At 47.2% G+C, this 12,871-nt stretch carries 13 protein-coding genes; 8 read left to right on the top strand and 5 right to left on the bottom strand.

The window, feature by feature from the left end:
- Positions 1–144: 144 nt before the first annotated feature.
- Positions 145–1,317: an MFS transporter gene (locus D1831_RS05215; RefSeq protein ID WP_125071872.1), complete on the bottom strand. Its 1,173-nt coding sequence runs from the start codon at positions 1,315–1,317 to the stop codon at positions 145–147.
- Between the two features lie 146 nt (positions 1,318–1,463).
- Between D1831_RS05215 and D1831_RS05210 the strand changes: the two genes are divergently transcribed.
- Together D1831_RS05210 and D1831_RS05205 are read left to right on the top strand one after the other, a co-directional pair.
- A complete protein-coding gene (locus D1831_RS05210) occupies positions 1,464–1,847 on the top strand; it encodes a winged helix-turn-helix transcriptional regulator (RefSeq protein WP_125071871.1) in 384 nt (127 codons plus the stop codon).
- A gap of 12 nt (positions 1,848–1,859) precedes the next feature.
- Positions 1,860–2,378: a GNAT family N-acetyltransferase gene (locus D1831_RS05205; RefSeq protein ID WP_404819883.1), complete on the top strand. Its 519-nt coding sequence runs from the start codon at positions 1,860–1,862 to the stop codon at positions 2,376–2,378.
- Between the two features lie 68 nt (positions 2,379–2,446).
- Here the strand turns inward: D1831_RS05205 and D1831_RS05200 are convergent, their stop codons facing one another.
- A complete protein-coding gene (locus D1831_RS05200) occupies positions 2,447–2,875 on the bottom strand; it encodes a hypothetical protein (protein ID WP_125071870.1) in 429 nt (142 codons plus the stop codon).
- Between the two features lie 222 nt (positions 2,876–3,097).
- Between D1831_RS05200 and D1831_RS05195 the strand changes: the two genes are divergently transcribed.
- Both D1831_RS05195 and D1831_RS05190 read left to right on the top strand, forming a co-directional pair.
- Positions 3,098–4,396: a glycosyltransferase family 2 protein gene (locus tag D1831_RS05195; protein ID WP_125071869.1), complete on the top strand. Its 1,299-nt coding sequence runs from the start codon at positions 3,098–3,100 to the stop codon at positions 4,394–4,396.
- Between the two features lie 15 nt (positions 4,397–4,411).
- Positions 4,412–5,965: an ArnT family glycosyltransferase gene (locus D1831_RS05190; protein WP_125071868.1), complete on the top strand. Its 1,554-nt coding sequence runs from the start codon at positions 4,412–4,414 to the stop codon at positions 5,963–5,965.
- Positions 5,966–5,984: 19 nt separating this feature from the next.
- Here the strand turns inward: D1831_RS05190 and D1831_RS05185 are convergent, their stop codons facing one another.
- Positions 5,985–6,548, bottom strand: a complete 564-nt coding sequence (locus D1831_RS05185) for a Rossmann-fold NAD(P)-binding domain-containing protein (protein ID WP_125071867.1) — start codon at positions 6,546–6,548, stop codon at positions 5,985–5,987.
- Positions 6,549–6,628: 80 nt separating this feature from the next.
- Positions 6,629–7,522, bottom strand: a complete 894-nt coding sequence (locus D1831_RS05180; RefSeq protein WP_125071866.1) for a helix-turn-helix domain-containing protein — start codon at positions 7,520–7,522, stop codon at positions 6,629–6,631.
- 104 nt (positions 7,523–7,626) lie between these two features.
- Here D1831_RS05180 and D1831_RS05175 point away from each other — a divergent pair, with 104 nt between their 5' ends.
- From D1831_RS05175 to D1831_RS05165, 3 genes are all read left to right on the top strand, one after another.
- Entirely contained in the window at positions 7,627–8,847 is a 1,221-nt protein-coding gene (locus tag D1831_RS05175) for an MFS transporter (protein ID WP_225422779.1), read from the top strand.
- 261 nt (positions 8,848–9,108) lie between these two features.
- Positions 9,109–10,119: an LPXTG cell wall anchor domain-containing protein gene (locus D1831_RS05170; protein ID WP_125071864.1), complete on the top strand. Its 1,011-nt coding sequence runs from the start codon at positions 9,109–9,111 to the stop codon at positions 10,117–10,119.
- Between the two features lie 434 nt (positions 10,120–10,553).
- Positions 10,554–11,642 carry an LPXTG cell wall anchor domain-containing protein gene (locus tag D1831_RS05165; RefSeq protein ID WP_125071863.1) on the top strand — a complete coding sequence of 363 codons (1,089 nt, stop codon included), beginning with the start codon at positions 10,554–10,556 and terminating at the stop codon, positions 11,640–11,642.
- A gap of 71 nt (positions 11,643–11,713) precedes the next feature.
- Here the strand turns inward: D1831_RS05165 and D1831_RS05160 are convergent, their stop codons facing one another.
- On the bottom strand, positions 11,714–12,304 hold the full coding sequence (locus D1831_RS05160) for an SdpI family protein (protein WP_125071862.1): 591 nt from the start codon (positions 12,302–12,304) through the stop codon (positions 11,714–11,716).
- Between the two features lie 252 nt (positions 12,305–12,556).
- Here D1831_RS05160 and D1831_RS05155 point away from each other — a divergent pair.
- Positions 12,557–12,871: hypothetical protein (locus D1831_RS05155; RefSeq protein ID WP_225422777.1), on the top strand; the 315-nt coding region annotated here is incomplete at its 3' end.

The following is a 12,871-nucleotide window of genomic DNA, read 5'->3' as shown; positions in this document are numbered from 1 at the left end:
AGTTGTTACTTTAACTAATAAAAATAACCCTAAACCCAGCCACCAGCTTACCTCATTGGGGCGATACTACCAATATTAAATTGCACTAGTTTTATATTTAAACGAAAAAAGGGGCCTGCCGATTTAGCAATGCCCCCTTAAATATTAATCCTGATGGCGCTGTAACTGCCACGTTAATAAATAGCCCAAGAAAACCATGATGCTCGCGGCAATGGCGGTTAACCGCAGCCCCCAGACATCAGTGATAATGCCGCCAACAAAGGTTCCCAGCGCAATTCCAACACTAAAACCCGCAATGTTTAACGCCGCGGCAAGGTTGACGGCGTTCGGTTCATGCCGTTGAGCCAGTTGTAAGACGTACGCTTGCAAAATTGGCACGTTCATGAAGCCAAGACTTCCTAATACGATGATGGTCAGAACGGCCGGGAGCAGATGTTGTGAAGTCCAGTAAAAGCTCACTAGTGCACCAGCTTGTAACAAAAAAATACCCGCTAACAAGCGTAACGGCTCGGTGGGCGTTAACCGACCACCGAGCCAATTACCGAACGCGATGGCTAATCCGTAGATCACAAGGATCAAACTGATCCACTGAGCCGAAACGTGGGTCACCGTTTGTAAAATGGGCGAGAGGTACGTGAAAGCGACAAAGGTGCCCCCGTAACCTAAAATTGTTACCAGTAGCATGAGTGCGATTGCCCGGTTAGTCAGTAGTCGCCACTGTTCATGCCACGTCGGGATTTGCTGATTCCGTTGATCAAGCGGCAGGGTTTGCCAATTGATCAGAAAAGCCAGTACGCCGAGAAGCGCAATCACTAAAAATGGTAACCGCCAACCAAAGTTATCGCTGATAAGGGTTCCCAGTGGCGCACCAAGCGCGGTTGCCACCGTGAAGCCGCCAAAGATAAAGGCGATTGCCCACGCCTGACGCTCTTGGCTTACGAGCTCGGCGGCAATGGTTGAACTCAGGGCAAATAAGATCCCGTGGGCCGTGGCCGCTGCAAACCGACCAATCAATAACCAGGTAAACGTTGGCGCTAAACTAATCAATAGGTGCCCGGCAACAAACGCCACCAACGCGCCTAAAATCACGCGACGCCGGGAAGCCTTAACGGTTAAAACCGCCAGAACGGGGCCACCAATGGCCACCCCAAGGGCGTATAGTGACGTAATCATGCCCGCCGTAGCCGTACTGATTTTAAAATCAGCCGCGACCGCGGGTAGGACCCCAACGCTAATAAATTCTGTCACCCCAACACTGAAAAACGTCAGGGCCATCGCCATTAATGCCAAGCGTGATTTAATGGATAATGCGTGCATTTTATCTTCCTCCCAATTATAATAAAAATTGTGACTTTTTTGATTATAAAACGTGTGCTAATTAAAAATAAGTACGCACTTTAATGTTCGGTAGTGACTTAAAAGTACCTAACGTAAAGCAGCAACGTGGAAGGAGTGTGTTGATTGTGCGCAAAATTTATCATTTGGCCGTGGAAGCGACCCTGGACGTGATTGGTGGTAAGTGGAAACCAATTATTTTGTGCCATCTGGGTGGGGGGACCCGTCGTAACGGGGAACTCCTGCGGCTCATTCCCGAAATATCCCAACGAGTTCTAACGCAGCAATTACGGGAATTGGAGGCTGACGAGATCGTTCAACGGCGCATCTATCAAGAAGTGCCGCCACGGGTCGAATACTGTCTCACGGACCACGGTAAAAGCTTACGGGATATCTTACTAGCAATGTCTGACTGGGGTGAACAACGGGTCATCCAAGCTCAGGCTAATGGGACCGACGTTAAAATTTTAGATCACAGTCAGCGTGGCTTTGATAGCATGCGCTTACAGTAAGGAAGGATTGACATGATGACGACTCAAACCCGTTTATTAACGGTGGCCGACGTTCAGGCACTGCAAACGATTAGTATTGAAACCTTTACGGACACCTTTGCCGCGCAAAACACGGCGGCTAACATGCGCGCCTATCTCGATGAGGCTTACAATTTACCAACGTTAACGGCCGAGCTGGAAACAACCGACACCCGGTTTTACTTTGTTGAACGGGACCACGAACCATTGGGCTATCTCAAGCTGAACGTTAACGAAGCACAGTCGGAAAAGATGGGACCCGACGCCTTAGAAATTGAACGCATTTACATTCGACCAGCGTTTAAACACCAGGGCCTCGGCAGTGCCTTCATTAAGCAGGCCATTGAACTTGCCAAGCAGGCCCACAAAACTAAAGTTTGGCTAGGTGTTTGGGAACATAACGAACCGGCCAAGGCCTTTTACGCTAAGTGGGGCTTTCAGCAGTTCGGTGCCCACACTTTCACGATGGGTGATGATCCCCAAACCGACTTGTTGATGAGCCGACCAGTCTAAAAAAAGACCGAGTGACGAAATTAAGGCTAATTTCGTCACTCGGTCTTTTTTTATCTTAGTTAAACTACTTACCGGGCGGGCCGGTGGCGACCCCAGGCAACGTTGACCATGTAGGCCACAATTTGCAGCCCGCAACCAACGGTCCAAATTTGCCAACACCAACTGATCCACGCCGCAACGCTGAATAAGGAGAGCAGAATAAACCAGTTCATCCCGAATAACCACCATAACCAGGTCGTTTTGGGTGGGAGGATCCACTGACGCGTCGGTTCAATGAAACTAGTCGTTGGTAGGGGACGGGACGCCAAAATTAGCGCCGGTGCTAATACACTTTCAAAGAGGGCGATTTGAAGGTTAAGGTTAGCTTTTAAATTCCACATATCCGCGGTCCAGCCAAAGTGGACCGGTACCGTCGTTACGAGTAACCCCTGGCCTAAAAAGACCAGCACGGGCTGGCCAATTAACAATCCTAATAGTAGCCACGTTATTTTCTTCATCATCAAGCCTCCTTAACAGGTAATTTAATTATAGTTTAGCAACAACCCGCAACTAATTCAATCTAACGCTCGTAAGGGTTGGGTAGAATCAATTTTAAACTATAAAAATAATAAGTTCACTATGCTATCACCGCTCCGATAATGGGAATTAAGCAGGGGGCTCGCTATAATTGTTGGGTACCAGAAATAAAATTAATGGTATTTCACTTAGGGGGTCTGGCCATGAACGTTTTTGTGAAAGTGGCAGTTACTATTTCTGGTCTATTTTATCTTTACTTTTTATTGGACGTTATTCTGGTCAATCACTACCGCGAACCGGTTAAAAAGTACGTGAAGGGCCCGCAATCCTACCGATTGTTCCTAGTCATTCCAGTTTTGAATGAGGAACACATCATCGCGGGAACGATTAGTCATCTGTCCGCCGAGCTAGTGCAATTACCGGCGTCAATTCACGCACAGATCGTGGCCGTGGACGACAATTCTAGCGATCACAGCCTACTAGAATTGGCCCAATCAACTTCGCCGTACCTACAAGTTCTCCACCGCGCCGGTAACGACCGGTTAGGCAAGGGGGCCGTTTTAAATACGGCCGTTGATTACATTCAACGCACACTAGCTAAGCACTCTGACTCCAGAAAGACGATCATCGGGGTGTTGGATGCCGACGCGTTTATGACCTGCCACGATTTAACGCAGGCGGTGGCCCATTTTGAACGTGATCATGACCTGACCATGTTACAAACCGGCGTCAGTATCTATAACCGCGGTAACTGGTTGACCCACATGCAAAATTTCGAGTTTATGGGCGTCAACAACGCGACCCAGCAACTGCGCAACCGGCTGGGGCAGGGAATTGCCTCCGGAAACGGGCAGTTTGTCCGGCTCGATCTAGCACTTAAAAATCCCTGGGGCAATAGTTTATTAGAGGACTTGGAATTCACCATTCGCACGTGGTTAAGTGGTGGTAAAACGGTCTTTGACCACACGTTAATTGTGCAACAGGAAGGGGTCGAAACGTTACGACCGTTCTTTAAACAACGGGTACGGTGGTGCCAGGGCGCCATTCAGTGCATCCGTTACTTGCCGGCACTGTGGCGTTCCGACCACCCGAACCGCTTTCAAAAAATTGATACCACAGTTTGGGTCATGATGCCCTTTACCGGTTGTATCATGCCGGTTACCGGGATCGTGGCGCTGCTAGTCCTGATCAGTCGGAGTTTATATGACTGGAACTTTGGCTGGCACCACCTGGCCATCATCACCATCGTAACCATCACACTACTCGTATGCGTGTTGTCCGCAAACATCTATTTGCGCAACTACGCTAACGTTCAGCAACGCGTTAAATTATTGCCGGCACTATTGCAGAGTCTTAGTTTTCAGGGGTACTTACTCATTATTGGGTTAACGCCGTACGTCGCCATTTATCGTCAACTGCGGGGCCGGACCGGTTGGACTAAAACTAGTCACGGAACGCAGAATTCACGACGCACCTACGCGCATTTGAATAAATCGTACTAGGAAGAGGGGGTAACCATGTTCAGACGGGGTCTTGTCAAAATAATTCAGGCGTTCACCCTGGCAGTCGCCGGCTTCCTCCTCCTGTGGATGTTGATGGCCAACTGGTACTTTGAGTGGCATTCGTCCATCAAAGTCACCACCGGAGCCGTCATCGGGAGTGTTCTGATCAGTAGCTTGTTACTCCTGGTAGTCATCGGCGGGAGTTACTGGCTTGGCCGGCAAAAAACAAGTTGGATCATCGGGAGCTTTACCGGTTTGACGGCGCTTAAATTCCCGGTAGTCGCCTGGCTTAAAATTGCACCCACCTCGGATTTTTGGAACTACCACACGTTGGCGGCCTTTAATGCGCAGGGCCTGACGTGGCAACGCATGTTAGAACGGGGCGACCTTGGCAGTTACGTTATTTTTCCGCACGCGCTCAACATTGCCAATTTTTTCAGCTTTAGTACCGCTTTAGCCGGCGACAACTTTTTCATCAGCCAATTTATTAATATCAGCTGCACTTTCTTAGACATGTTACTACTGTACTGGCTAGTCGCACGCTGGCTATCCCGGCGGATGGGTGTTTTAGCCAGCTTAATTTTTTACTGCATTCCCGCTTACTGGTTATACAGTACGCTGTTAAACGGGGCCGAACCATTATTTCTGACCTGCGTACTTTTAACGATGTTCGCCCTGACCCGGGTCGTCGTGCCACTACCCACGGCAACAACGAACGATCAGTGGCTAAATTTGGTTTTAGCGTGGGTCGCAACCGTAGTTGCCAACATGGTCCGGCCCGTTATGACTATCTGGCTAATTGCCTTGGTCATTTTTACCTTGGCACTCGGTCTGCAGTCGACTAAGGTTTTACGTCAACACGGGAAAAAGATTTTGCTCTACGTGGGGGCGACGGTCCTCGTAATGGCCGCTTCAACGGGAATCTATAGCTGGTTATACGGCTTTCAGGTCGCACCTAGCAGCGTCACGGCGGGGTACAGTCTCGCCATTGGAACAAGTAATCAGACGAAGGGCATGTACGACCCGCAAATTGCCAGTCAAGTTAACCGCGAACTGAAAGTAACGCCCAACTTAACCCGGGCGTACCCCCGAATCGCCAAAACGATGCAGCGGGACGTTCAAAAAAACTTAACCGCGTTGCGGGGCCAAGAAATACCGTTTATTAATCAAAAAATGCGCGGGTTAATGGGTGAGGATTACGGCTACAACTGGGTCTTATATAACTTAAGCCATGCCAAATCTCAACGAAAAACTGCAATTAGGTGGTACCAACTAAAGGGCCTCATTACCATTGTATCTTACAACTATTTTCAAGTTATGCTAGTACTGGCACTGGGGAGCGTTGGCCTCGGCCTCGGAGTACTGTTTAAAAAGAACTACCTGAACAACTACTTTTTCTACAGCGCGCTACTACTAGACGGTTTCACAATTAGTTCACTAATCATGGAAGTACAAGGGCGCTACCACGTGATTCTGTACTTACCAATTATTTTCTTGATTATCTGCGGGGGAGCCGCTATGGCTTCTTGGATTCACTCAAAACAGCTGAATCGAACAACCCCGGACTAATCCAAAACCGGCAACGCTTTTAAAACGTTGCCGGTTTTTGGGCGTTAATTTTAGCTAACGGCCCCGCGTTTAAGCGGCCAAATAAGTACCGGGCCTCCGTAGGTGAAATGAGTGCCACCCCGTAACAACGATGACGCCAGTTTTTTTGCGGAACGTGGCGGTCTACGTACCAGTCCCAAACGTCCTTTGAAAGGTATTCCCGGTAACCATGGTAGCCGAATTGGCCGTGGGTTTCTTTGGTGATCAGTGCGTGCAGGATCAAGTGTTCCACTTCGTCGACGTAAACGAGTTGATCACGTTGCTGAAACCGAAAGGGGTACTGCAAACGTTTGATGGTGGGCGCATCGGACATATTGCTAAACCGATTTTCAGCAACGTGGTGGGTACACAGACCGTCACGGGTGCGACTATAATTCCCCCGTTGCAACCGTAACACCCGTCCCGCTAAAAACTGTTCGTAGGACGCTTGCAAAAAATAGTCGTCCTTGACGGGACCGTGCAACGCTTGCAGTTGGCTGACCGCCGTTGCGTACGGTTGGTCGATAAGGGTTAAGTAGTGTTGAAAACGCTGGGCGTGCTCCATCGTAATTCCTCCATTTCACAGCTTCATTATTTCAACGTGTTCAAAACACCATCTAAAACGTTGTAACCAGGTGCTATGGATCACCGTTTTTGGCGGTACGCCCGGGCCTGTTTCGTTCGAACGGCGACTATTTGGTAAAGCGTATTGTCAATCGTTGGCCGGTAGCGCCTTTCAAGGGCCAAAACTTCATCAATGGTCGCTTGACCAGCGGCGGCATCGCCAAAAAAGAGCGCCCAGATTCCTAACCAAATTTGACGGACTAACCGCCCATCCCAAGTTAGTGACGCCGGTGCAACGTAATCTAGTTTTACTTTTATCCGTTTAGCCGCCGCAAAATTTTGATAGTTTAGGTCCACCTGAAACAGGGTGCCGTAGTAATCGAGGAGAATCTCGTAGGTTCGCCACGGATCTCCCCAGCGGGTCAAATAGTGGCGGCAATTTTTTTCAACCTTAGCCGTCAATTGCGACAACGCTGCCAAACCCTCCTTACTAGCAATTAGTGGAACCAGGGCATCGATTAATTTTAATTCTTGTAGCGTCCAAGTTTCAGTATTTAACAAGTGATCATAGACAACTTGGGTGGTTGGAGTTAACTGCACGTGTTTGTGATCGTAAGCGCGTAATAACAGGTTATTGTAACTAGCAACTAGTTGCTCATGTGCTGTTGGACTGTTGCGGTGTTCGCGTACCCAGGTTGCTAATGCGGGAAAATTGAGTTGTTCATAATAGGCCCGGGTCTGTGCCAAAGCTTGATCAAGTTCCGTTGGCTGGTAGCCCCGCTGAATAAAACGTAGTTCGTCGGCTGAAACGCCTAAATTATCCAACACCATAAATAGCTTGCTTGCACCAATATCATTTTGACCGTGTTCAAACCGGTTGGCAAATGAGCGGGAAACAATCCCACCGTATACTTCCTGTTGCGTTAACCCCTTAGCGAGTCGAATTTGGTGAACCGTAACCCCTAACTTTTCCATAGCAGCCTCCAACGTTGCATATATGCAACTTATTGGTTAATTTTAACACAACCTTCCCGCTTAAGATAAAGCTACCAAGTTAAGAAGGGAAGGATTCGATGTTCATGATCCTCAAAAATAAGACGTTACAAACGTTAGCCGGTGCGAACCTTTTTGCCACGTTGGGTATCAGCCTGTTTAACATTATTCTGCTGACCTACGCTAAAAATTTCCCACACCCGCACTGGTTCGTTTCAGTTGTTTCGATTGCAACCATCCTGCCAAACGTTTTCGGTAGTTACACCGGCCGCTTAGCAGACCGCACACCACAAAAGCAACGGTGGCTAATAACGACCAAGCTAGTTCAAGCCGCCCTATACCTATGTCTGGCACAAATCATTGATCAACAAACCGTGGTAGTCTTCTACGTCGTCGTTGGGATTAACGTGATATCTGACGTACTCGGCAACTACGGTGGCAACTTACTTAATGTAATTATCCAAAAACGGGTCGACTCAACACAACGGCAACAAGTGTTAGGCTTTAATCAAAGTGTGGGCACGTTAATGGAACCGTTAGGCCAAGCCATTGGGGTTGGACTTCTCGCGCAAACCCATAATTACGCGTTAGCCGGGGTATTCAACGCCCTTGCATTTTTACTCTCCGCGCTATGCTTATTCGTCGGGCGCACGACTATTCAAACGTCAGTCACGGTTAACCCAAAGATTGATGAGCGGCGGGTTTGGCAAACGTTACGGAGCGTGATTGAGCAGACAATGGGGTTATCGGCTTTTAGTTTTTTAGGCATTTTAATGTTATTAAACATCAGTTCCATGGGCTTTGATGGTATTCTAAACCTCGTTTTTTTGGATCAGGCCAATCAGTTACCCGTCCCGTATGCCGTTGCCATTTTGCTGACCAACGTAACGTTTGTGGTTGGCAACGTTTTAGGTGCTATGACCAAACACACCTGGTTTGACCACTTAAACATGGTACAACTACTAACCTTATCCATTGTCACCACAATACTTGATTTTAGCCTGTTACTAGTCGCACCACGGTTAAGCCTAATTTTAGGGTGTGTCCTTATTACGGCGTTCACTGACGGTAAATTAAATCCCGTGGCGTTTTCATTGTTGATGGACGGTGTCGACACTAGTCTAACGGGGACCCTATTAGGAACCGTTAGTGCCATTGTAACCCTCGCAACTCCGGTAGGGAGCACGGGACTCATGCTGCTCTACAACCTATCCGGTGCAAACGTAGCGTTTAGTTGCGCCATCGCCATTGCTGCCGGTACGTTAGTCTGGACAAGATTCGCGTACCACTACACGAGCACACACTAGCTTTATTTGTGAGCAATTATTATTTAAATAACAGATAGTAAAAATAACGAATTAACTGCCAATTACAATTTAAAACGGGCCAATTTTCTAATTAGATCAATTGTTAGTAATCAATTAATTTATAAAAAAACAAAATTCTAAGATTTTCCGTTAATTCGGCCAATTATCAAACAATGAATATGTGTGTTGGTTCAATGTACAATCATGGTAAGTTAGAGATGCTGGTTAAGAGAACCAAGCGATTATACAGGAGGAATCAATATGCATAAAGTTTGGCAATGGTCACTATTACTAGTTGCGGGGACGGCTTTTGCAAGCACCCCACTAATTAGTCAGGCCAGCACGGTCACTGCTACAATCAGTGACAACGTCGGTACGACTAGTACTCAAAAGTCTGGTATGACTGATGCGGCCGGTGGCGGCGTCGAAGGTGAAGAAAATACCGGTTCAGGTATGACCGATGGCGCTGGTGGCGGTGTCGAAGGTGAAGAAAATACTGGTTCGGGTATGACCGATGGCGCCGGTGGTGACGTCGACGAAGAGGAAAATACTGGTTCGGGTATGACTGATGGTGCTGGTGGCAGCATCGACGAGGGCGAAGAGGAAGAAGAAGAGTCCAACGGTGGCGCTACGGATGGTGCTGGCGGTACCGTTGATCCCGAAGAACCCGGGACTACGGAACCTGAGCAGCCGGGTGAACCGGGGACCACGACGCCGACTAATCCTGAAGAACCTGAGCAACCAGGTGAACCAGGGACGACAACGCCGACTAATCCCGAAGAACCTGGGCAACCGGGTCAACCGGGAACCACGGCACCGACTAATCCTGAAGAACCGGGGCAACCGGGTCAACCCGAAAAGCCAGGTGTTACTAACCCAAATGAACTTGAAAACGACGAAGTTCCAGCAAACAAACCGGAACAACAACCTACTAATTCTAAGCCAAATGAACTGATGAATCAGCCACTCGTTCAAGCAACCCAAGCCCAACCTGCTAGTCAAGACACTAGTGTGGTCGCACAGCCTTCAACGGGCGCAACGGCGGGAAATTTTGCCAATTCACAAGGCGGCACGTTGAGTTCAGTTTCACAGTTACCTCATCAAACTAACCAAGAAACGACGCAACCTTCGAGTGCTAATCAAACTAATTCAGCGACTCAGTTACCACAGACTGATGAACACACCAATCTAATCGCTGCAACACTCGGCGTAATCAGTTTAGCAGTCTTAACGTTGCTGGGCTGGTTTACTAACCGCAAACGGACAAACTAGTAATCGTCAGTTTGTGACCAACATTTTAACTTTTTACTGGTAACGGACCTAGTTCTTGCGAACAGGTCCGTTATTTATTTGTTCTAAAAACAATTAGCACTACTGAGACTAGGAGCATCCCTTCAAATATTGCTCTATGAGTTACCAATGTAACAAGAAAATGATTAAATAAATCGACTGCTCATTATCGAAAAATAAATTTTCCCGTTTTAAGTTGTAGGATTGCGATTTGCTTATTAAAAATTACAATTCAGCCTGACGTGAGCCTACGCCATTTTTTTAATAAAACGAAGTACGTATAAATTTATTTTAAGCCAGTAGTAACACCCGCTATTCGCTACATTTAGTTGCGTTTTCCTAAACTTACGCCACACTGATAAGGTAACCATGGTTAATGGTTACCAGACTCTTTCCATCCAAAAGGAGATTTCTTCATGAAAAAAGTGTCCACGTTAGCGGGTAGTCTCGTACTGGCCAGCACCCTCATTTTAATGCCTTCACAGGTTGCGCACGCATTCCAAGCCCCAGTTAACGCAAGCGTTGCCCAGTCCAAACCGACCGAACAAGCTTTAAAGACCACCGTTGATGCAATTCAACAATCTTTAGCCATCACAACGAGTCAGTTAGATGTTGCCAATACTGCGGTGGCTAAAGCTACGGCGAACGTCCACACTTCAGATCAGCAGGTTGCTGATGATGAAGCCACCATCACTTCTTTACAATCCGATGTGGATGCCAACAAGACTGAACTAGCTGAACAGCAAGCACAACTCACCAAACAAACCGAGTTTGCGGCCACCGTTGATCAGGCCAAACTTGCACAGGACAAAGCGAATGCCACTAAGTTTGCTAAAACGGTTGCGGCTGAAAAAGCCGCGACTAAGCAGGGTACCGTCAAAGCGGCCATGAAGGTGTACGTCGCTGACTGGAAAAAGCTCAGTGCCCTTCAAGACAGTATTCAACACCGAGAGGAAGCTCAACAGGATGTAAAAGCAGCTCAGGATTCTCTAGCGGATTCACAACGGTCCCTTGATAAATTAAATACCTTGTTGCAGCAAGCTCAAACGAAGTTGGCACAATCCCAAGCTACGGCAGCGACAGCTCAGCAAACACTTGTAACTGCGCAACACCAGCAACAAACGCTCCAGAAAGATTACGATCAACAACAACAATCCCTGCATAACGCCCAAACCGCGTTAACAGCCGAATCAGAATCATCATTAAAGCCAGCGTCCAATCAAGATACTGAAAATACGTCACCATCAACCGCTCCAACGGATACTGCGGTCACGGAAAAACCAACTTCAGAAGATAATCCGGAACCAATTTTAAACAATGATCATCAAGCAGACGATCAGCCAAGTAAAGAGGATAACGAACCGGTTACAGAATCCGATGCTAAACAATCCGACGCTAACCAAGCCCAGTTGCCACAAACTAATGAGCACGCATCGTTAATCGCAAGTATTTTAGGAATGATCACCCTGAGCATGGGAGCCATCCATTTAATCAAAAAACACTAATTTTAGAATTTTTAACCACAATTTAAAAAATACCCACACTGAAAAACTCAACGGTGTGGGTATTTTTAGGTTTAACGCTCAAGGAGCGCCAGCAAATAGGCTTGAATAAACGGGATACCCAGCGCAATTACGGTTACTAACACCCCAATCGGTAACAGTAAGATTGGCCACAGGGTGTTAATCATAAAAAGAATTACCCCACCTAACAACATGAGCCAACCGGCCAAATAGTTGACCCGGTGCCAAATGGTAGACGAACTATACGTCCAAATGACCCGAAAACCAATGTAGGCGTTTCGGGGAACGTCCATCATAATGACGCCCACACCGGAATACAGGGGACCTAGCCACCATAAGGCTCCCTGGCCAAACCATTCGGGAACAACTAAAAATAAGCCGGAGTATATAAACCAGCCCAACGCCAAATTACTTAAGACTTTAATCCAGTCAAACTGGCTGTGCGACAACCGTTTAATGACCCACGGTAAAGTCATCAGGCCCAAATAGCTGATTGTTATGGCGCTCAACCAGCGCCAATTAAGCAGAAAATGTAACTTTTGGGGATCATTTCCCAGCACGTGACGGCCCCACAGGAGAATCAATATTAAGCTGTTCATTAGACAGAGTAATCGCAGTTTAATGGTTACCGGAATTTTTTTCATAGACTGAGTCCTTTCACAAAATAACCTGACCGTTTTGTTTTCACCGCTAGCTTAACTTAATTAAACAAGGGTCATGACCAATATTTTGTAAAATTACGGTATTGTTAGGGTAAAACGTTGGCCCGTTAGCCGTTGATATTTCTCACTCATTCTTTACACTATTTTGATTGTTGCTAGTGACTAAGGTTTACTATACTTTTAGTGAACTAATGCTACTTAATTACTAAGTTAAATTTTAATGGGGAGGCTTACATGAAAAAAGCACACGGAAACGTACCAGCCGACATTAAAGGGTGGAATTGGGGAGCTTTCCGCTATACTTGGATATGGGGAATTGCAAATAAAACCTACTGGCCACTTCTCACACTCATCCCAGTTTTTGGTCTTGGGTGGGCCTTTGTTGTCGGTTTTAAAGGGAACGAGTGGGCGTGGACAACTTATCAAGGTGATCTGAACACCTTCAAAGCAATCCAGTCGACTTGGAACCGAGCGGGAATTGCTGGCCTCCTTGCAACACTGTTAACGTGGGGGTATACACTCTGGAATATATTGCACTTATTACATATC

This window comes from Lactiplantibacillus garii, from assembly GCF_003885105.1.
In the GTDB taxonomy this organism is placed as follows: Bacteria; Bacillota; Bacilli; order Lactobacillales; family Lactobacillaceae; genus Lactiplantibacillus; species Lactiplantibacillus garii.
This window is presented reverse-complemented; position numbering and strand designations above follow the sequence as displayed.